Source organism: Thiocapsa imhoffii, assembly GCF_016583985.1.
Classification (GTDB): Bacteria; Pseudomonadota; Gammaproteobacteria; order Chromatiales; family Chromatiaceae; genus Thiocapsa; species Thiocapsa imhoffii.
Genome location: NZ_NRSD01000010.1, coordinates 127,926 through 148,829 on the forward strand (window position 1 = coordinate 127,926; position 20,904 = coordinate 148,829).

13 protein-coding genes, 1 pseudogene and 2 CRISPR repeat arrays are annotated in these 20,904 nt (G+C 60.1%); of the genes and pseudogenes, 13 read left to right on the forward strand and 1 reads right to left on the reverse strand.

Annotated features, from left to right (window positions below; translation table 11 throughout):
* The first annotated feature begins 17 nt into the window (after positions 1-17).
* The 13 genes from cas2 to CKO25_RS11400 all read left to right on the forward strand — a co-directional run bounded on the left by cas2 (position 18) and on the right by CKO25_RS11400 (position 20,104).
* Positions 18-365 (forward strand): CRISPR-associated endonuclease Cas2, encoded by a 348-nt coding sequence (cas2, locus tag CKO25_RS11340; protein ID WP_200388040.1) that lies wholly within the window; start codon positions 18-20, stop codon positions 363-365.
* Positions 362-1,360, forward strand: coding sequence for a CRISPR-associated endonuclease Cas1 (gene cas1, locus CKO25_RS11345; RefSeq protein WP_200388041.1), 999 nt, complete (start codon positions 362-364; stop codon positions 1,358-1,360). The genes cas2 and cas1 overlap by 4 nt, the downstream gene beginning before the upstream one ends.
* A complete protein-coding gene (locus CKO25_RS11350; protein ID WP_200388042.1) occupies positions 1,357-2,226 on the forward strand; it encodes a reverse transcriptase domain-containing protein in 870 nt (289 codons plus the stop codon). The genes cas1 and CKO25_RS11350 overlap by 4 nt, the downstream gene beginning before the upstream one ends.
* Before the next feature lie 77 nt (positions 2,227-2,303).
* A CRISPR array of direct repeats spans positions 2,304-3,729; the repeat unit is 36 nt; unit sequence GTCCGGACACCTACCTGATGAAGAAGGTATTGAGAC.
* 567 nt (positions 3,730-4,296) lie between these two features.
* On the forward strand, positions 4,297-5,373 hold the full coding sequence (cas6, locus tag CKO25_RS11355; RefSeq protein ID WP_200388043.1) for a CRISPR system precrRNA processing endoribonuclease RAMP protein Cas6: 1,077 nt from the start codon (positions 4,297-4,299) through the stop codon (positions 5,371-5,373).
* Between the two features lie 148 nt (positions 5,374-5,521).
* Entirely contained in the window at positions 5,522-5,803 is a 282-nt protein-coding gene (locus tag CKO25_RS11360; protein WP_200388044.1) for a hypothetical protein, read from the forward strand.
* Entirely contained in the window at positions 5,803-5,985 is a 183-nt protein-coding gene (locus tag CKO25_RS11365; protein WP_200388045.1) for a nucleoside/nucleotide kinase family protein, read from the forward strand. The genes CKO25_RS11360 and CKO25_RS11365 overlap by 1 nt, the downstream gene beginning before the upstream one ends.
* A gap of 105 nt (positions 5,986-6,090) precedes the next feature.
* Positions 6,091-7,375: a CRISPR direct-repeat array (repeat unit 36 nt; unit sequence GTTCGGTAAAGAGACCCGACTTGAGGGGATTGAGAC).
* A gap of 582 nt (positions 7,376-7,957) precedes the next feature.
* The gene (locus tag CKO25_RS11370) at positions 7,958-9,838 is read left to right on the forward strand and encodes a hypothetical protein (protein WP_200388046.1); all 1,881 of its coding nucleotides are present in this window, start codon (positions 7,958-7,960) and stop codon (positions 9,836-9,838) included.
* A gap of 1,051 nt (positions 9,839-10,889) precedes the next feature.
* On the forward strand, positions 10,890-11,567 hold the full coding sequence (locus tag CKO25_RS11375; RefSeq protein WP_200388047.1) for a hypothetical protein: 678 nt from the start codon (positions 10,890-10,892) through the stop codon (positions 11,565-11,567).
* An 11-nt stretch (positions 11,568-11,578) separates the two neighbouring features.
* Complete coding sequence (locus tag CKO25_RS11380; RefSeq protein WP_200388048.1) at positions 11,579-14,527, forward strand: tubulin-like doman-containing protein; 2,949 nt, start codon at positions 11,579-11,581, stop codon at positions 14,525-14,527.
* 1 nt (position 14,528) lies between these two features.
* Complete coding sequence (locus CKO25_RS11385; protein ID WP_200388049.1) at positions 14,529-16,532, forward strand: phosphate ABC transporter substrate-binding/OmpA family protein; 2,004 nt, start codon at positions 14,529-14,531, stop codon at positions 16,530-16,532.
* 22 nt (positions 16,533-16,554) lie between these two features.
* A complete protein-coding gene (locus CKO25_RS11390; protein WP_200388050.1) occupies positions 16,555-18,612 on the forward strand; it encodes a coiled-coil domain-containing protein in 2,058 nt (685 codons plus the stop codon).
* A gap of 41 nt (positions 18,613-18,653) precedes the next feature.
* Positions 18,654-19,694, forward strand: a complete 1,041-nt coding sequence (locus CKO25_RS11395) for an OmpA family protein (protein WP_200388051.1) — start codon at positions 18,654-18,656, stop codon at positions 19,692-19,694.
* 104 nt (positions 19,695-19,798) lie between these two features.
* Positions 19,799-20,104: a Tn3 family transposase gene (locus tag CKO25_RS11400; protein WP_200388052.1), complete on the forward strand. Its 306-nt coding sequence runs from the start codon at positions 19,799-19,801 to the stop codon at positions 20,102-20,104.
* A 453-nt stretch (positions 20,105-20,557) separates the two neighbouring features.
* On the opposite strand, the pseudogene CKO25_RS11405 reads toward CKO25_RS11400, so the two are convergent.
* Positions 20,558-20,904, reverse strand: a pseudogene (locus tag CKO25_RS11405) (hypothetical protein); the annotation flags it as partial.

Sequence of the window (20,904 nt, forward strand, 5' to 3'; positions counted from 1 at the left end):
GCACAAAGGAGCGCCCATTGCACAGGACACACTGGTCTTTGATCGCCTATGACATTCGCGATCCCAAACGCTTGCGCCGCATTCATCGGTTGCTGCGCAAACGCGCCGTCGCCGTGCAGCAATCGGTGTTCCTCATTGAGGCCGACGCCGACACCCTGGCCGCGATCGTCGAGGAGCTGCGCGCGCATGCGAATACTCGCACGGACGACATTCGACTCTACGCCATCCCTCATCCCGCCGCACTCTGGACGGCGGGTACGCAGTGTGAGCAGGGTGCCGGTCTCTACACGGCCATGCCGAGCCGTTCGGCCACACGTGGCGTCGGGCGTTGGCTCAAGGGCCTCTTCGGGAGGAACGCCGCATGATTCTGGTCATCGATCGTCGGGCCACGCGGCTGCGACATGATCAGGGGTTGATCTGCGTGGAACAGGACGCCGCCACAACGCGCCGCGTGCCAATCCAACCGCTCGAGCTGGTGGTGGTCTACGGCAACCCGCTGGTCGAAACCACCGTGTGGCGCAAGCTCGCTGCCGCTGGGGTGCCCACCGTGCTGTTGCCCACGCGCAGCGCCGACCCACCGACCTGGCTGGGTGCGAGCCTGGCGACGCAACTGCCCTTGCGTCGGCTCCAGCATCGCTGTGCGAGCAACCCCGTGCAGGCCTTGGCGATCGCGCGCTGGTTGATTGCCGGTAAGTTAGCCGGCTACGACTTGCCGCTCGCCGCACTGCAACAACGACACCAGGCCGATCCAGACGCATGTCGTGCCTTTCTGCAACGCCGCGACCAGGCCCTGGTGACCTTGGCTGCAGTGACCACCAACGACGCGGCCCTCGGGATCGAGGGGCAGGTCGCGCAGGCCTGGTTCGGTCTGCTCGCCGCAAGCCTGGCGCCGACCTGGCAGTTTCGCGGACGCAACCGTCGCCCACCGCGCGATCCGGTCAACGCCCTGCTCTCGCTGGGCTACACCCTGGCCGCTGCCGACATTCAGCAGGTGGCCCTCTCGGCGGGTTTGGATCCCTCCTTTGGCTTTCTGCATCAGCCGGCACCGGGACGGGAATCGATGATCCTGGACCTGACCGAGCTGTTTCGCGCCGCGGTTGACCACTTCGTCCTGAGTTGGATCAACCCGGCAGGGCCCGAGCGCAGCGATTGGTTCTACCGCGAGGAGGACGGATGCCGGCTCAGCAAAAGTGCGCGACCCGCGTTCTATCAGGCGTGGGCTGACGTTCGTCGCCACTGGCCCTACTCGACCCGGAGCGACCCCGACCAGCCGTGGCCAACGAATCCCGTCACCGAGCAGGTGCGTGGCGTCATCGAGCGGTTGCGCGCCGAGCTCAAAGCATTGGAGGCCATGGCATGACTGCCTCCGTGCTCGAACAAGCCATGGCGCCGGACGTCCTTGACCGTGCGTGGCGCAAACTCAAGGGCGAGCATACCCCTTGGTCGCCGACGGTCTCGCGCGAGGACGCTCAGCGCCATCTCATGCGCCATCTCCTCGAGTGCCGCCAGGCGGTGCTCGATGGTGCGTATCGACCGCAGCCGCTGCGTCAGTTCACCATGCCCAAGCCGGATGGTCGCCAACGGGTCCTGACCGCGCAATACCTCCAGGATAAATTGGTCCAACGGGCCTTGTTGACCGTGCTCGAGCCGCGCGCCGAGGCCCTCTTCCACGACGACAGCTTTGCCTATCGTCCACGACGCAATGTGGCACAGGCACTTGCCAAGGTCCGTGAGCGCGTCCGGATCGGTCTGGATTGGCTTGTCGATGCCGATATCGAGGCGTTCTTCGATTCGATTCCGCATCGCCGACTCCTCCGGGTGCTCGAGCGCTTCGTTGCCGATCGTGCCGCGATGTCCCTGATCGCCCGCTGGCTCGACCAGGGTGCCCACGTGCGCAGTTTGCTTAGCACCCCACGCGGCATCGCCCAAGGCGCGATTCTCTCGCCCCTCTTTTGCAATCTCTATCTGAACGATTATGATCAGGCGCTCGCGAAAGCGAACATTCCGTTTGTCCGTTTTGCTGATGATTTCCTGTGTTTTGCTCCCGACCGTGAGACCGCGCAGCGCGCCCATGCGTTCGTAGAACGTGCCCTCCAGCGCTTGGATCTGCGCCTACACCCCACCAAAACCCAGGTGGTCCGGAGCAGTCGCGAGGTTATTTTTCTGGGCGAGTCATTGCCACAACCCGCCCGTGTTCAACCCGGAAAGAATCGTGCCAAGTGCTAACTCGAAGGACCCCATTTGATACCCCCAGCGGACCCTTGCAAGCGCTTGAGTCCTATGCGATTCTGGGAAGTGCCGGGGTCCGGACACCTACCTGATGAAGAAGGTATTGAGACGTCAAAATAGTTACTGGAATGCCTTCTTTTGTGTCCGGACACCTACCTGATGAAGAAGGTATTGAGACAAGTTTACAACCTGCCTTCCTGGCTTTAAGCGATCGTCCGGACACCTACCTGATGAAGAAGGTATTGAGACACTACCCATACAGCGGAGCTGACGAGTCCCATGGGTCCGGACACCTACCTGATGAAGAAGGTATTGAGACACGTTGGCGATGTTGCTCATGATGGTCTCCAGCGTCCGGACACCTACCTGATGAAGAAGGTATTGAGACAAATGCAAGTTGTACATCTCGTATAACGACGACCGTCCGGACACCTACCTGATGAAGAAGGTATTGAGACGGGTTTTCGATCCGCCAGTACATTTCCAGCGCGTCCGGACACCTACCTGATGAAGAAGGTATTGAGACTGTGCGCGGCATGGGGTGAAGATTGAGTTTGGAGTCCGGACACCTACCTGATGAAGAAGGTATTGAGACAGCTTCCGGGTGGTATAGCATCTGCTCCTTTTCCGTCCGGACACCTACCTGATGAAGAAGGTATTGAGACGGATAACGATGCGCGACCGCAGAAATGGCATCGTGTCCGGACACCTACCTGATGAAGAAGGTATTGAGACCGTCTGTGGCAACGAGGTCCACGTAGCCGAAGAGTCCGGACACCTACCTGATGAAGAAGGTATTGAGACAGACCTGCGACACCGCGATGAACTCGTCACCGTCCGGACACCTACCTGATGAAGAAGGTATTGAGACGGACCACCCGAGGCGGGTGGGGACGTAGACCGCCGTCCGGACACCTACCTGATGAAGAAGGTATTGAGACCGCCATCTTTCCGATGCCATCCACCTCCCAGTGTCCGGACACCTACCTGATGAAGAAGGTATTGAGACCGACTTTTACGGACGCCTTAGCTCGCTCCGAGTCCGGACACCTACCTGATGAAGAAGGTATTGAGACGCTCCACGTTGGCCAGCCTCCATCGTCCGCCGAGCGTAGGGTCCGGACACCTACCTGATGAAGAAGGTATTGAGACAGAGCCGCTCGGTGAGGGCCAGTCGGAGGTAGGTCCGGACACCTACCTGATGAAGAAGGTATTGAGACGCGGTCCCCTTGGCGTCTAGGCCCGCGGTCCCTAGTCCGGACACCTACCTGATGAAGAAGGTATTGAGACGGGGATATGTTGTGTGACACAACATACACCCATCGTCCGGACACCTACCTGATGAAGAAGGTATTGAGACGACGGACCGGCGAACCCCGTATCGAATCCGGGGTGTCCGGACACCTACCTGATGAAGAAGGTATTGAGACAGATTGCGGTACTGCTTGTCCGCACTGTATCGGAGTCCGGACACCTACCTGATGAAGAAGGTATTGAGACCAAAACGACCCAGAGGGGACGAAGACGGCGCTATTCGGCGCCGTTTTGCGTTGATACCGAAGTGGACGGGTGAATCCTGGTCGCGATGGCGTTGTGGCGGGGTAGTCAGACCGCAGACGAGCGCGTTGCACTGTGATCAGACGCGTGCCTCAGCCTGAGTGCAATGCCTCTGCGGTGATCGCTGCAATCAACTCTTGTCCTTCGTGGCGCACATTACCGACCGCTCGGCTGACGGGCACCAGCTCGAGCGGTTCATCTGGCGCCACGGCGCACAACGCCTGGATCACGTCCGCATGACAGGCGCTCGCTCCCGGTGTCGTGCTCGTGGATTCTCCCCTCGAATGACCTCGATCATTGGCCGCTGGCGTCTGTGGGTTGATCCTGTGCGATGACTCCCAGGCAGTTGCGCGTGCTGCGTGCCGGCGCAAGCTTGCAACGACGGCAATCGGAGACCAGGGCGCGGATGATGGCGTTCCGGGCCGACGGCTCGTTGCCGGGCCAGGGAGGCAGGGACGCCACGGCGCGGCACCGCGTTCGTTTGGCACAAGTATCTGGGAGGCTGACATCATGGGTTGTGCACCAGCGCCCGACACCGAACCGCTCGTGACGGCACGGGCGGACTCGACGGCGACCGTCATGGGCGATGACGAGGGTCGGAGTGGCGCCATGACGCCGCGGGCGGCCGCGGGTCATCTGCCAGCGGCTTTTCCGCCACTCGCGCGAGTGCGCTGTTGGTTCGAGGCGCGCGAGTTGATCCGGTTCCCGGATTACGCTGGCTCAGCGTGGCGGGGCTTACTTGGTCATGGCTTGCGCAAGACGGCCTGTGTGACCCGCCAGCCGACGTGCGCGGGCTGTCTGCTCATCCAACACTGCGTCTACTCGACCCTGTTCGAGTCCCCCGATGCGGCGGGGACACCGGGCGGGTCGCCGCATCCCTTCGTGTTGGAGATCGATCCGCGTGCCCCGCGTGTGCTGGAGCCGGGTACGGCCTTTCGCCTTGATCTTCAGGTGCTGGGCGCGGCGATTCAACAGGTTCCCTATCTGATCCACAGCTTCGGCGTGGCCGGTACGCGCGGCTTCGGGCGCACGGGCGGTCGCTTCATCCTGACCGCGGTCGAGCGTGAGGTCACCTTGGGTTCTGAGAACTGGCGGACGGTCTATGACGCCACGCTCGGTCGCTACGATCCGCTAGAGAACGCAGCCCCCGTGGTGCCGCCAGCGCCGCGGCAAGTGCGACTGCAATTGCGCACCCCTTGGCGGCTGAAGCGTGCGGGTCAGCGCATTGGCGCGCGTGAGCTGAGCGCGTTCGACATCGCCCATGCCCTCTATCGCCGACTGCGTACCCTGGCCGCCGCGCATGGCGGTGAACCCACACACTTCGATCATCGCCGTCTTCCGAGCGACCCTGAGGCGTTGCGGCTGACGATCGACTGGCTGCGCTGGCATGACTGGACACGCTACTCCTCGCGGCAGGACGCCTTGATGCAGCTCGGAGGGCTCATCGGTGAGGTCATCCTCGATGGCCCCGCTCTTGCGGATCTGTGGCCGGCGCTCTGGTTTGGCCAGTGGACGCATGTTGGTCAGGGCACGGCCTTTGGGTTGGGGGGGTATCGGCTTGCAAGCTTGCAGGAGTCCGACAGATGAGGAAACGGTTGGAGGATCTGCCGCATGGAGACATTGATGACACACGATGACCGCTTGGCCGCTTATCCGGCGCTGGCGATCGATCAGCTGGAACGTTTGCACTGAGACCCGCTTGTACGTCTCGGGGCTTTTGCGAGAGGAAGAGAAGATGCGCAAGCAACGCGATGCGTTCGTTCCGGCTGAGATTACGTTTAACGGCAACATGACCGACTGGGCGACTCGCGTGCTCTATCGCGGGTACGGAGATCAGCTGGTCGAGATCGTGGTCGAGAAGGTCCGGACGGGCCTCCCCAAGAGCGTGCTTCGGAGGTACAAGCCGAACCTTCCGCTGATTCGCGGGCAGCTTTACGAATCCATGCAGGAGAACGGGTGGTCGCGGAAGGAAGTGGAGATGATGGGGTTCACGCCAAAAGTCGGGACGGTGCGCTGATGCGGCCAGGAAAACTCATCGTCCTCGAGGGGATTGATGGCAGCGGCAAGAGCACGCAGGTGGAAAAGATCGTGGAGTCTCCCTTTGGGGCGCTGGGCGACCGCGCCCGCCATGCCTCGCGGACCCTGGGTTGCGCCGCCTCGTCGTTGCGGGGCGGACCTTGTCATGCGGTTCCTGAGTGACTATGATCGAACTGTGAATCGATTCTGTGGACATCGTGATGGATGGGTGGCGATCGTCGTCGATCAGACACGAAACCACCTCCATGACAAGTTATCCACAGATGGGTTCGGTAAAGAGACCCGACTTGAGGGGATTGAGACTTGAAATCAATAAATGAATTGCGAACCATCCCGAGTTCGGTAAAGAGACCCGACTTGAGGGGATTGAGACATCGACGTCATCGGCTTAAAGAATGGGGTACTCGTTCGGTAAAGAGACCCGACTTGAGGGGATTGAGACAGTACTTCTACTGGAATGTTCTGCTTGTCTCTAGTTCGGTAAAGAGACCCGACTTGAGGGGATTGAGACGTCTCCCCCCTTTTTATCGATTACCATCCAGTATGGTTCGGTAAAGAGACCCGACTTGAGGGGATTGAGACAAGCGGATACTATCCGCTTTGCCGAAGTAGATTGTTCGGTAAAGAGACCCGACTTGAGGGGATTGAGACCTTCTACTACGTCCTCTTCATCTACCGCTACGGTTCGGTAAAGAGACCCGACTTGAGGGGATTGAGACAAGGACCGACAGGGGGATTCCCTGCCGGTCTTGGTTCGGTAAAGAGACCCGACTTGAGGGGATTGAGACCGAAACTGAACGCCGATTCCGCCTGAATCTGGGTTCGGTAAAGAGACCCGACTTGAGGGGATTGAGACAACTTTCCGCCTTTACGGCGGAGGTTTTCCTTCGTTCGGTAAAGAGACCCGACTTGAGGGGATTGAGACAAGCACCAATCTGGAGCTTGACGGCCTCGATCCCGTTCGGTAAAGAGACCCGACTTGAGGGGATTGAGACATCCTGTGGCATTTATCATTATAAAACATGTACTGTTCGGTAAAGAGACCCGACTTGAGGGGATTGAGACATAATCAAAAACTGCATGTTCAATCTCCTCAAATGTTCGGTAAAGAGACCCGACTTGAGGGGATTGAGACTTCAATGTTTCGGTTCCTGCAATCTGTGCATCAGGTTCGGTAAAGAGACCCGACTTGAGGGGATTGAGACTCACCGGCACTGTCGATTACATGCAAAAGTCCTTGTTCGGTAAAGAGACCCGACTTGAGGGGATTGAGACTCTGGACTGTCGCCGAAATCATCCCGGTATTTTTGTTCGGTAAAGAGACCCGACTTGAGGGGATTGAGACGCTCCCCTATTGCCCTGGGGGTCGGGTCGTCTGGTTCGGTAAAGAGACCCGACTTGAGGGGATTGAGACACTCCGGAAGCAGCTCAAATGCCGCATCGCACAAGTTCGGTAAAGAGACCCGACTTGAGGGGATTGAGACTAAACGGGGGTCTTCCCCCGCTTATCAATAATGTTCGGTAAAGAGACCCGACTTGAGGGGATTGAGACGGCGCCTAACAGGTGCCGTTTTGCGTGACAGCACGGCCTTCTTGATTAAATCGACCCGTCGTTCACAATTTGTTTTCGTGATTGTCTAACGGACATGCCGGAATCGGCGATGTGTTCACATCACGTGCAGATCCGCTCCTCACGCACGCATGCCCCACTGATCCGCTGCACGCTCATCCGCCTGACCGTCTACCCTAAAAGGCACCCATATTCGTTGTCCGGGGTGCCTCGTGCCGGTTTCGCTGCTTCGCTCTGTCCTTGTTCTGCTCCTGCTGTTCCTCTCACTCGCCAACGCCGATCGCCTCACAGGCAAGGTCGTGCGTGTCCTCGATGGCGATACCGTCGAGATCCTTGATGCCAATCGGCGCACCCAGCGATTCCACGGCGGTCTCTTGCAAGCTTGTGAAGCCAGGCAAGCGAGGGCCTTGACCTCATGATGATGCCTCGCGGTGGGGGCCGGAGGGCCAGGGAGACAGGGATGTCACACCGCGCTCCTCGCGGTGATCGACCAGGCGTGCGATATCCTGCATGCGCGACACTGCGTGGAGTTGATTGCAGGCACACTTAAGGGAGCCCTGAGCCATGAGGACGCAAGACCCATCATCGATCGCGAGTGCACCGACCACGTTCTGGAATAGCCTGATGTGGCTGATCCTGGCGTTCCTGGCATTCCTGCTCGTGACGATGCTGGCACGGGGTGCGCCATGCTGGGGTGTTCTGCTCATCAGCTTGGTCGTGGCCTACCCGCTGTGGCGGTCGCTCCACGAGTCCTCGTTGTTCAACCGTCGCTTGCTTCTGACGGGGGCCACGCGGGAGGGCTGCTTGACCCGCCGCTGGTTATGGGGCGGGCGCATTGGTGCCGCCTTGCGCGTGCTCCCCGCCGTCATCATGGCACTGCTCGTATTGACATTCGCCATGCGCCTGAATGCACATCAATGGGCGATCCTGCTGTTCGATGCCCTGCTGTTGGCCGTGCTGTATGGCGTCATGCAACGGCAGGCAACCAGTCAGATTCATGAGCAGATGCTGGGCCCCTACGTGCGTGGTTGGCCGCTGCGCTGGCTGAATCTCGGGGGGCTGACGCTGGCCTTCTTCGCGCTGACTTTCTTTGTATTGGGCGCCCCGGATCTACGCCAGGCGACTTGGCAAACCGTCGCGGAGCAGGCGTTCCACGCGGGTCGCGAGGGTGTCGCCTGCCCCTGGATCGGTTGGTTGGTGGGAACGTGGGAGTACCTGGAGCAGGGATCCTGGGCCCTGGCTCAGCGATATATCCCGGGGCTGCCCAGCGTCGAATGGCGCCTCGCCGCTTGGTTGCTGTTCCTGCTCCAGTTGAGCCTCTTCGCACTGCTCTACACGCGACTCCTGCTCGGCGTGCTGACGTTGATCGAATCACGGCAACTGCGCGTGGAGTCGGTGACCGGTGACAGTGCGTTGTCGAAGACCTTCATTCTGACCATCCTGATCTTGGCCATGCCGACATTCTATGCGGCGCTGCGACTGCAGGATCTTGATCCGAGCCAGTTTGCGACGCCCGCCCAGAAGGCGCTGAATGTGGTCGATCCCTGTCATGACCGGCTGGCACCGCCTGCCGAAATAGTGGCGACACTGAGCACCGAGCAGGTCCAGTTAAACGAAGCGATCGCGCAGCGCATCGATGCGGAGGTCGAGCGGATCTTTGTCCCGATCGAAGCTGCGGTGGACGATTACCTGGATTGGTACTTTACGGTGGTGGGTGAATACGAACGTCTTGCTGCACTGATCGTCGGGGATTTTCCGCAGTTGTTGGCGGCTCAGCTTGAGTCCCATCTCTTCGAGGCGACCGACTTCCACGCCCAGCTACACACCCTTGAGCAGACCCTGTTCCAGGATACCCTCACCCAGCTCGCTGGGGTCTCCCAAATGGTTCAGGATCAGATCGCAGCTCAGGCCGCGGCCGATCCCTGCGTTCGTTTCGCCTTGAACCCCGCGGCGCTCTCGGGATTGGAGCGCGATGTCTGGCGGGCGGGCGTGGCGGTTGGCAGTGGTGTGGCGGTTGCAGCGACCACGACCGCGGTCCTTTCGCAGAAGGTTGTGGCGGCTGTCATGGCCAAGGTTGCTGCCAAGAAAAGCATGCAAACAGCGGCCGTGGTGGCGGCCAAGCTGGCCGCCAAGAAAGGCGGCGGTGCGATGGCCGCCGCGGTCGGTGCGGCGGCGGTCTGTGCGCCCTCGGGGCCGTGGGCGCTCGTCTGTGGTCTGGGTGCCGGAGTCGCGACCTGGCTTGCCGTGGACAAGATTGCCATCGAGATCGAGGAGTCGGTCTCGCGCCAAACGATGCGCGAGGAGATCCTGGAGGTCTTGGACGAAGAAAAAGAGGCATTGAAGGAGGCACTTCGGCAGCAACAGACGATGGTGATCGGCGCCCTCGTCGAGCAGATCAAAACCACCGCCGACGGCGTCTTCATTCCCGCCCGTGACGGGCTGTAATGGCCGCGCGCGCACGCTGGAGCGTTTGACTGGAGCAGTCAGGCCATTCGCCAGAGTGCATGGGACTCGATTGTTGCCTGGGGGTATGCGTGTGGAGAGGTGGTGATGCGGCTGACAATGGATTGGTCGAGCACGAGCCGAGGTTCGTCTATTTCGACTTCGTACTACTCAAGATTCGAGGCCCGCAGGCCATCCATGCCTTTGGTTCAAATTTGCACGGTTGCCTCGACATGACCGGTAGGCCTCGCGCTGCGGGAAGGAGGAGGATCGTTTATTCCAAGCTATCCCATCGACACAGCGTACGGTGGTTTCTTGCTCCTGGACTGTCCTGAGAGTAGTATTTTTGCCGAGGAACCATCCGTATCGCCCCCACACGTTAGGGTCTGACCGGAATCGGTTGAGATGGAGCAGGAAGGATCTTGATGAGTCTTGAATGGAACAGGACATGTACCCGACCGACGGCAGGCATGTTCGACTTACTGTTACACGCGGGTGGTTTCGGACCTGCAAGAACAGTCCGGCCACATCGCTCAGTGGCTCGAGAGCAGATATCCTGGTGCGCTTCAAACACCCGACGCGCCACTCGGAGCCGACAGTCACCGGCTCAGAAAACCTCCTTTAAAGAGCGATTGTCTCGTCCCGTTGACGCAAATCAGGTCAAGCAGACGAACGCCCATTCCGCTCGTCTACCCACGACCCGCGCGTTCCTCGCGCTCAGTCCCGGTCATCTCATCGCGCTCCCCCTCCACGCGCCCCAACCTGAAGTGAGCTGGCTGCCGGACCGGTACCCAGGTGTCGAGCCGCAGCACAGGCTCATCCCTGCCGCCTACCCTCTCCAAGAATCAAACATGTCACCAAGTGATGCCACTACTGAGCATGTTCTGACAAGAACGCCACGCAACGACCGCGCGGGCCCTCGCAAAACCGACCAATTGTGCCTCGTCTTCTCAAAATCCATTCAGGCCTTGACGCCATGACCTATTTTGAATCCCTGAATTTCGTCAACTGGCTGGTCTTCTCACGCCTCGATCTGCCCGTTTGGATTTGGGCCATGGTGGCGTTGGTCGGCTCGCTGGTCCTGGTGCAGTGGCTCTGGGGACGGGCCTGGAACCGGCAGTGGAGTTTTGGAAAATCACCTTTGGTTGCTGTCCTCAGCAGCATCTGCGCGGTCATGATCGGACTCAGTACCCTCTTTTGGTTCGCGGCCGATCGCAGCAATACATGGCTTGAGATGCAGCGAACGGAGCTTGTTCGTCAGTTCACCGAAAGTGGAACCCGTAATCGGCGCATCTTCCGTACAGCTCTGGAACGCATCGGCGAGAGCACGAGCGTGGCCGAGAATGCCCTAGAGCTTCGCAATGAACGCGATACGCTAACACTCGCATTTGCGGCGGCTTCGGACGTGTCTTGTCCACTGGCGAGTAAGGGACCACTGGGTCCGGGCGCACCCTGCCGGGTGCGCGATGCCACGACGGTGGCCGAGGAGGTGGTACGCAACATTCCCGTTTTAACTTACCCGATCACCGTCTCGCCGCAGAATCGTTGGGTCGAAGCGGCGGTGACTGCGCAGCTTGACGAAGCGCTGAGCTTTGCCTCAACACGCTTGCGTGCCGGAACGGCAGAGCTCAGACAAGCACTGGGCATCCTCATGATCGTGTTAATTACCGGGCAGCTACTGATGGTCTGGGTTGCTGCGATCTCGGACATTCGAGTCCATCCCAAAGTTTGAGGCCTGGTGTCATGAAAAATCATCTCTTCATCGGGCTCGGGGGACAAGGTGGCCGCACGCTCGGCGAGATCCGCAAGGTCATGGAGCAACGCAAGGAAGATACGAAGGCGCTTCAGAGCCAGGGAGTGGCCGTCGAATTCTTGGCGATCGACTCCAGTCGGGACGTGCGCAACGACAAGCGATCCTGGAGCAACTTCGGTACCGACTTGTCCCTTCAGGAAAACGACTGGCTGATGCTGACACCGCCCAGCCAAGGCTCGGTTCCGGAGCTTGCAATTCGCCCGGACATCGCCCCGTGGCTCGGCGCACCCAAGCGGGTCGAGGAATTCTTGTCGCAAAGTAAGATCGAGGGAGCCAACCAGCGGCGACGTTTTGGTCGTCTTTTGTTTGCATACAATGCGACCGCTATTCGAAATGCCATTTTCTCTAACAAGGTAGCAAGACTCACGAGAAGCCGACCGAATCAGTGCGCGTTTCACATCTTCGCCACGCTCGGCGGTGGCACGGGCAGCGGTTGTATCGTCGATTTGGTCGCCATGATCCGCAACGAATACCGCGATCAAAGCGGTATCGATGACTATCCGATTTTCGTTTACATCTATGCCACGAACGATGACGTCAACGCCGACGTTGGTTATTTCTTTCAGAATCAGTATGCGTGCCTCACCGACCTTAATGCGTTGATGTGCGACCGTTTGCAACCGCATTCGCTGGGCGAGGGCTCAACACGCTCAAAATTCTCGGGCAGCGAGCCGATCGCACAACTGGTCATCACGACATCGCTCAACAGCAACAACATGCGCTTGCCGCTGGAGACCCAGATCCAGATCGTGGCCGAGTCTTGTCTGGAGCGGATCTACGCTTGGTCGACCGGCCAGATGAGCACGGATTCCCAGCGCGTCATGACGGGCCAGGACATCCTTGCAACCTTCCCTGGAGAGCCTTTAACGGGGATCGAGCGTAGCTACCGGTTTGCGGGTTTCGGAATGCGTCGATGGGAGGTGCCGCACACCAGACTCGAAGAATTGATTGCGCTGGACCTGATGTCGAGCGGGCTGCGCCAGGCCCTGTTCAACCATTGGCAGGATGGTCGCGGTTTCCAGGATCGGCTCGGTGCCGCTGATGCTGCGGGAATTGCCGCACGGGTTGATGCGCTCATGAACGACCTCGCCGATATCAGGGCGGCGGGTTTCGATCGCGACGCTCTAGCGGCGAAACTGCGCGAGGAACTGAGTCAGCAGACGGAGGGGCTGAAACGCTCAACGTCCAACGAGCCTCTCGATCCGCCGGTGGTCGAACGCACGCTTAAAGTGTATTACGAGTCGCGTTTTCAGCTCGCGGGGATCGATGCCTTCGTCCAGAAGTGCCAGTCCGAACGACCAGAGGAAATTCGGCGTGCCGTCCAGCGCCTCGCCGGCAAATTGTCCGAGCTCTGGCTCGATCGAGCCAACCCATTAGCGCTGTCTCGCATCCCGCAGATCCTCGACGAGTTGGGCAGCAGGCTGCGTGCCGAGATGGAAGCTACTTCTTCCAATGCGCCGGAGATCACACGTCGGCAACGCGTGATCGAAGCCCGCCGCATGGAGTGGGACAAGGTGACTTGGCTGACCGCGCGGGTGACCTCGAAGCGCCGTCAGCTTGTGGAGGCGCACGCGCGCGATTGCAGCATGCTCCACGAGCTGGATCTGCGCGATCGGCTGACCAAACTGGATGCTAACTTCATTGGTGCGTTCCTCAACGAACTCTCGACCATCCGCCAACTGTTTCAATCTACTCAATCGCTTGTTGCTAAGTTGCTGGAGCGCACGGGTCATGATCGCGACCTACTCTCAGGGGAGTTGAACGATTTACACAGCCGGCACTCAGCGAACAAGTACGAGTTCGATCCCAGCAGCCTTGAGACGTTTCTGTCCTGGATGCGCCGGCACCAAGAGCACCAGTCCAACGCGGCGCATCTCTTGCGCAAGGCCATCATGGCTTATTGTGGTCAACAACAGCCGCTATCGAGCCTGGCGCAGGTCGCAACGAATGCGGAAGTTTCACTTGAGGAAACGCTGCGGCACACGGCCATGAACCAGGCGCGCTCGATCCACGATGACTACGCCGGTCATGGACAAGGCGCAACGATCCTCGGTGGTTCGCTACTGGATCGATTAGAACGGCGCTTTCAACAGGACCCAGCCGCGTTAGCGCGCGAGGTCAAAGAGTTCGTGGATCGCGCAGCGGCATGTCTAAACCTGCGCAATGATACTCAGCCAGTCACGATCCTCGGAAGCGGCAAAAACGTCTCCACGATGCCAAAACGCTCCCTGCTGCTCGGCTTGCCGCAACATGCTTACCGAGATACCGTGGCAGACGCATTTCGGGCTGCGCGCAGTGCCGGTGCGAACTATCACTTCGATACCTATCCGCACGACGATCCCTCTCAAATCCGGCTCTTGTTGGTCGACTACTGGCTCGCCGCTCGCTTCGCATCGGTGGTGCATGGTTTGGCCGAGCGGTATCAGGAGACCACGTCCAACAGGCAAGCTGGCGACGCACGGTATTTCTGCAATCTCGACACCGAGGGCGAAGAGGGAAAACGGCCGAACCTCTTTCTGCCAAGCGCCGAGGAGATGCGGATCCGCTATGAAGGCGAGCTTTGGCTCGGTCAGCAGCCTGACGTCAATGTCGTGATCAGCAACCAGGACGGTGTTTTCCTATGCTTCGACGACCCCGACGGTCGCAGAACCGAACTGTTGGCACACAGCATGGAAGATGCTCAGGCGACCGCCGATCACGGCAAGATGTTCAAGCTCCACGCACGACTTGCCGAGGCACTGACCGGTTTCACCGCCGATCAACTGACGGCATTGCTCTCAGCCCGCAGTCGGGAAATCGAGGCGGAAAGTGGACTGACATCGCCCGCTTACAAGCGCTGGGAACGGATGCGAGAGCAGCTCAAAACCTTGGCGAACTGACATGAAACGGTATTTTCGTTGCGATGATCCGACACAACAGTGCCCTTATTCGCGGACACGGGAAATCCTGATAGAGGACGATTCGGGGTGTCCGAGCGCGAATCCGAACTGCCACGCCCATCGTCGCCCAGTTGCCTGGTGGTCAGCGATCCTGCAACGCTACCCCGGGGCAGTTTGGGGCGGTGTCGGTGTCGTCGGTGTGCTGGCGTTGGTGTTGTTGCTGCTGCCGCTACTGGGCTCCAGTGGCTGGATGCAACAGCATGCGTTGCTGAGTGCCGAAGTCGCGGATCTCGACGCGCAATTGGCACAGTTGGAGGCAGCATCGGCTGCTTCATCTCCCGAACCCGTTGCAGCCATTGAGACCGCGCAACTCCAACATGATGTGCTGCGCCTGAGTGAGGAGATCGCAGAGGCGGTCAAAGCTGGCGCTGCGGACGAGGCTCGGCTTCTCGAAACGCAGCTTGATGCAATCGCGACAGAGGTTGCCGAACGCATGGAGGCGGGGAAGCAACCAGACAGTCGCGCGGTCGAGCGCTCAATGGCGGCGTCCCGATTGGTCCGCGGTTACGAAACCTTGGAGGAGCGTGCTGAGACGGTCCAGGCGGAGGTGTCGATGGGTGCCGACAGTGCTGGAGCCGAAGCCCTCGCGATGTTAATCGACGGGATCCGAGATGCGATGAGACGTGCTCGCAGCCTAGCCGTCCCGGTGGTCGTCGGCGGTGCGGATCCGCAATTCGTGGCCTTGCAGACACAGATTCAGGACAACCTCGACCGTGCTCGCCGCGCCATTGATGCCATCCCGGAGCCGGCGGCGCTGCCCTTCCCGGCCAGCGATGCCGGGCTGGTCATCGCGAGCAGCCCGGGGTTGGATGCAGCACTGGTCGTACCCCTCGTGCAGGCCCGTTGGGGTGAAGCGGCAACACTGGATCAAGACACCGGGCAGTGGTTTCTTCCGAGTACCGATCCAGACATCGCTCCCGGTGTCTTGATTCGGGTCGCGGTGGAGGATCCGTCGGCGTTGCTCATCGAAGATCAGGCGGATCTGGTGATCACGGATCTGCCACCCTCCCCCATAATCCGCGAGCGCTTTGCCGCAGCCTTTCCCGGTGATTCGATCGACTCGCGCGCGTTTTCGGAGGTGATCGCACTGAACGCGATCGCGCTGCTCGGTCATCCCGATGCACCCGATACGGACATTGAGACCGAGGAATTGGCGCAGACCCGCTGGCTCGCCCAGGCAAGCGATATCTCCTGGCTGAAGCGTCTTGACCGACCCGAGATATTGACCCAACCGGTGGAGGATCCGTTCGCGGCCATCCTTGGTCACCCGGAGACCAGGGCCATTGCACTCTTTCACCAATGCGCGCCAAATCTGCGAGCGAAATACCTCGCCTATCAGCCTGGCTCCGAAGTCAGAGCCTTGGCGCCAAGCCCGTTCTCGATCGGTACGGAGGACTACGGCTTGTCCTTTCGGATTGTTGCGGTTCATTCACCGCGAGCGCGACCAGCAGCACAGAAATTCGTCGAGTTCATCACCTCGGACCCGGGACAAAATCGCATCGCCGAGGCCGGCTTCGTTGATTTGCGTCTGCGTCACCGAGAGGAAACAGTCGACCCACTGGTTCTCGCAACACTGGGCGAAGCCCTCGGCCTGAGCGGAATGACGCGTGCAAGCCGCTATTCAACCAATCTGCGCTTTGGCCTCAATGAGTCCGTGCTCGACATCAAGGCCCAAGCTGACATCGGTCGATTGGCACGTGCCTTGGCGAACGACTTTCCGACCGGCAAGGTGGTCATTCTGGGTTTCACCGACAGCACCGGTGCGCCCGATTATAACCATGGACTGTCGGTCAAACGCGCGCAGCACATCGTCGATCAACTCTTGAGCTTCGACATTCCTGCAACTGCAGCCGGACTGGGACAGCAGTTACCGGTGGATTCCAACGACACCGAAACCGGGCGTAGCCGCAATCGTCGAGCGGAGATCTGGGTCGTTCAACCTTAGGGACGACAGGGAGCCTTACGCCATGTTGGATTTGGAATGGGGATCGACGCCGATCGTCGCCACCCTGGTCGTCGTATTGATTGCCTTATTCGGTGCAGTCTGCGGGTTGATTGCCGGTGCTGGGATCACGCGCGAGCAACGCATGTTGCAACGAGGGATCGATAGCCTGCGCGACGTTCCTGCTGGACCCGCAGTCTCGTTCGATTACCGGCGGTGGGTTATGGAGCGGCCGGAACTGATCGATACCCATTTTTCAGATCACCTGCTCTCGGCATGGGCCGCTGCCAAGGTAGGGCGTGCGGTCTCATTACATGAGCTTCATGAGGTATCGGCGCGGCGTGAGGCCCGGCGGCGATCGGCACGACTCAGCGGCGGCATCACCGGGTTGCTGTTGGTGTGCGGCATTGCCGGGACCCTGTTGGCGATCAAGCCGATTCTCGGTAGCTTCAACATCAGCGCCAATCCTGATGGGGTCTTCGAGGCCGCCGAAAGCGCTTTTACTGCGACGAAGATGATCCAAGATCTCGGACAAGCCTTCTGGCCAAGCCTTGCAGCCCTGATCGGAACGATCGTCGTGGTCTTTCTTCGCGGGATCTATGCCCATCGCCGCGGCACTCTCGCCGGCGAACTGGACCAGTTGGACTTGGAGGAACTGTTTCCCCGCTTCCCTCCGCCCTCGATCAGCCGGGAATTCGACGAGGTGCGCGCTAGTCTCGGGGAACTGGTGACAACCATGCTTGCGAGTCAGCGCAGTTTCGATGGCTTTGTGACGCGTCTCGCGGGGGCTGCGCAAGGATTTTGCGCCGACTCGCCGCCGTTACAGCAAGCAGCCGCGCGATTCGTGGCGACCGCCGAGACGCTTGCGCCCAAACTCGACGCGCTCCTTGAAATACTGCCGGCCCACTTCGGTCCGACAGCCCCATTATGCACGCAGCTGGGTCATCTGGACGTGGTGGCACAACAGGTCAGCGCGACTGCGCAAGAGATGAAACAGAACGGCGCGTTCATGACGGAGCATCTTGAGACGGCCCACCGCATCCTCCAACAGACGGCGAACGATCTTCCTGAGCAAATCAAAGACGGTTGTGTAACTGCGGCCACGATTCTACAGAGTGCAACCTCTCAAGCCGTCACCGCCGCTTGCGCTAATACAGCGCGTTCGATGGATGCCGCCGCCGCGCCAGTGCGCGATGCGGCGAAGGCGCTTCAAGCTGCGGATCAGGCGCTCCGTGACGATGTCGCGGCATCCATTGCAACCCTCGCTCAGGATGTCACGGCGCGCGCCAAAGCGACTGAGAAGGCGATCGGAACAACACGCAAAGCGATGCGCGAAGACATCGGCAAGACTCTCGTTACACTGACGTCGAACTTGCGCGAACACACCGAGTCAATGGAGCAGGCGTTGCGCGGCGAGCTGAATGCGGCAGTCGTAACCATTGAGGACATGCACCAGTCAGCTGCCGACGCCATCGCCCAGGTCGCAGCGACCATCGGGCAACTCGATACTCTTCAAACGCTTGCACAGAAAACCCTCGCCGAACACAAAAGCAGTCGGCAAGAAGCGGCGACGATTCGCCTGGACATGCAAACGACGGCCAACCAAGTTGAACAGATCGGACAGCAAGTCAAAGCCGTCTTGACCGAGCTAGACGAGGCACAACAGACCTCCCGCTCACTGTCCGAGCGCTTCGCGCACATCACAGCGGACATGGGGAACCTCGCGAACAGGTCGGGGGATCTTTGCACGACTCTCGCGGACCTCAGTGCTGACCAGAAAGCGGCTGCTCAACAACTCAACGATGCGCTTCATCACGCTGGCCAGACCACGACGACTTGGCAAACGCTGATTGAAGCGATGACGCGACTGTCTGCGTCCGGCACGACACTGAATACCGATTTCGATCGCCTGTTGGAGCAGGGCCGAGAAGTCGTGCAACTCCTCGAGCGTGGAACAGCAGATGCCGTGAGCCAACAGATGGCGTTGAACGCACATGTCGCCTCGTTGAACGCGGTGATCGCCCGCCTCGAAGCAAAGCAGGAGGGACCGCGGGTTGATCGAATCTTTCGTGACGATCGCTAAACGCGATGTCACCGACACACGACTGAAGGACTTCGCTGGCCATGATTTCAGACGATGAACTGGGTCACAGTATCTCGTACTGGCCGAGCGTGAGTGATCTCTTCATGACGCTTTTCGTCGTCGCGATCGCGCTTGTCGGCGCGGTGGTGCTGGTTGTCCTTCCTGATCCCACTGACCAACTTGTCGTCGCCCGGATCATCGGTCCGGTGAACCAGATTCGAGCACAACTTGGCAACTTACCGCCCATCGAAAACGACTCGGTGAAAACGATCGTGGAGACGGCGCTCCAAGAAACGGCTGAGCACACCGTAACGCGGCTGAATGGCTATGCCAACGCGATGGGTGAGCTGGGTCAAGAGGTGGTTACACGCATTGACTTGGAGAGACGCATCCAAGCCCTTCAGGCCGAGGCGGAGCAATACCATATTGCTCTGGCGGAGGCGCAAACGGCCACTGACACTGCAGCGCGAATCTCTGAGGAGCTGCAACAGGCCACAGCGGACTTGGCAGCGGCGAGCGCGCAAGTCGCAGAACTAGAACAGAAGGTCATGACCCTGGAGCTGCGTCAGGGAATACACCTAGATGACAAACCACCCATCATCACCATCGCCGATGCCGACAAGCGACACTTCTTTTCCTCTGGAAGCGCCACGTTGACCCCGGACTTCAAGATCGACCTCACGTCGGGAGGCTTTGAGGAGATCGCCGCGGAGATCCTTAAACGCAATCGAGACGGTCGCCATGCCGTCGACACACTCGAAATCATCGGGCATACCGACGGCGTCCCGGTTGCCCGACGGGGCAATCTAGATGTCGTCCTTCCGCTCCTGCTTGAAGGCGATTCCAGTAGCTTCGAGCGGCTGACACCAGGATCGAACAACGACCTCGGACTTCTGCGGGCGCTTGCGATCAAGCATGCTTGGATCGAGTTCGTCGAACAGCATTCCGAGCGTGAGCAGCTTCACCCGATCGCGGTTCGGACCTATTCGGCAGGACAGACTTTACCGGTCGATGCAGGAGGGTATCGGGCTGCCGATGCGCGATCGCGACGCATTGAACTTCGGCTGACAAAGCTACGTTGATGAGTAAATTTTCTAGATTACACGTGCCGGCCCGCCCTCGTTCGAGTATTTCGATGCCGAGCGCGAGGCACTCAAGGGCTCGGGGAAGCTGACGGGTTTGAACAGTGGCGCAGCAGTTTGATCAAGTAGGATGCCGGGTCATCGCGGACAAAGGGGGTGATCGGGGCGATGCCGACCACCAGCTGCGCCGTGCCATCGCCTACGCGCACGGCGGCCGGTTCCGGGTCCGGTCCCAGCATGAACAGGAGGTCTGGAACGAGCGCACCCGCCTGATCGGCAACGCGGTGGTCTACTACAACGCCTTGATCCTGTTCGAAGCGCTGGCCGAACTGGAGCTTCGCGGCGACCTGGCCGCCGCCGAGGTCCTCAAGCGCGTCTCACCGGTAGCCTGGCAGCACATCAACGTCTAAGGCCGCTACCTCTTCCATAAGGACGTCACACCGATCGATCCGGAAAGGCTCCGCCAGCAGCTCTCGACCGAGGATTTGAGATCGAGGCGATGAGAAAGGGAGTCTCAGTCCCTGTCTTGAGACCGTTCTATTTCCCGGCACTGGCGTGAGTCAAGCAGTCGCCTTGCACGACGCCAAGTGCGACTTCGTGGCACTGGCCGCGCCCGTGTTCGGCTGCGACGATCCGGTCGAGCCCGTCTCTTAGGCTCATCCCTCATTCGCCATAACGAATGACCAGACCGCCCCGACTTGAGGCCCCGTTCACCGTTCGAGACCGAACCTGACCGGCCATGCGATCGGCATGGATGAGGATCCCCAGCCGAACCAGGACCGGACAGCTCTCACGCGTCCTTTGGTGCTCGAAGCGTCGCTCAGTTTGCGGAAGACTTCCCAGCCCGCTCCGCCGGGTGCGCGTTATTTGTTCGAAGCGGCCTGCGCGATCGCGCGGAGCACGGCCACGGTCTCGTGGTCGCTGTCGTCGAAATCCGGATCGGCGCTGGTCTTCACGATGACCACCTCGCGTACCGGATCGACGTAGACGTATTGGCCCCAAACCCCGATCGCGAGGAAGTCGCCCTGCGGGTCTTCCGGGATCCACCACTTGTAGCCGTAGCCGAAGGTCCAGCTCGAAGCTGGGTTCTCGCCGGGCTGCAGGTGTGGTGCGCTCGGGTTCACCGAGGCCGCGACCCAACCGGCCGGCACGATCTGCCGACCCTCGCGCGCGCCACCCTCGAGGTACAGTCGCCCGAAGCGCGCCCAGT

Excerpts from the sequence above, each read along its gene's own strand:
- cas1 (WP_200388041.1), top strand. The coding sequence starts at position 362 with ATGATTCTGGTCATCGATCGTCGGGCCACGCGGCTGCGACATGATCAG.
- CKO25_RS11350 (WP_200388042.1), top strand. The coding sequence starts at position 1,357 with ATGACTGCCTCCGTGCTCGAACAAGCCATGGCGCCGGACGTCCTTGAC.
- cas6 (WP_200388043.1), top strand. The coding sequence starts at position 4,297 with ATGGGTTGTGCACCAGCGCCCGACACCGAACCGCTCGTGACGGCACGG.
- CKO25_RS11360 (WP_200388044.1), top strand. The coding sequence starts at position 5,522 with ATGCGCAAGCAACGCGATGCGTTCGTTCCGGCTGAGATTACGTTTAAC.
- CKO25_RS11365 (WP_200388045.1), top strand. The coding sequence starts at position 5,803 with ATGCGGCCAGGAAAACTCATCGTCCTCGAGGGGATTGATGGCAGCGGC.
- CKO25_RS11370 (WP_200388046.1), top strand. The coding sequence starts at position 7,958 with ATGAGGACGCAAGACCCATCATCGATCGCGAGTGCACCGACCACGTTC.
- CKO25_RS11375 (WP_200388047.1), top strand. The coding sequence starts at position 10,890 with ATGGTGGCGTTGGTCGGCTCGCTGGTCCTGGTGCAGTGGCTCTGGGGA.
- CKO25_RS11380 (WP_200388048.1), top strand. The coding sequence starts at position 11,579 with ATGAAAAATCATCTCTTCATCGGGCTCGGGGGACAAGGTGGCCGCACG.
- CKO25_RS11385 (WP_200388049.1), top strand. The coding sequence starts at position 14,529 with ATGAAACGGTATTTTCGTTGCGATGATCCGACACAACAGTGCCCTTAT.
- CKO25_RS11390 (WP_200388050.1), top strand. The coding sequence starts at position 16,555 with ATGTTGGATTTGGAATGGGGATCGACGCCGATCGTCGCCACCCTGGTC.
- CKO25_RS11395 (WP_200388051.1), top strand. The coding sequence starts at position 18,654 with ATGATTTCAGACGATGAACTGGGTCACAGTATCTCGTACTGGCCGAGC.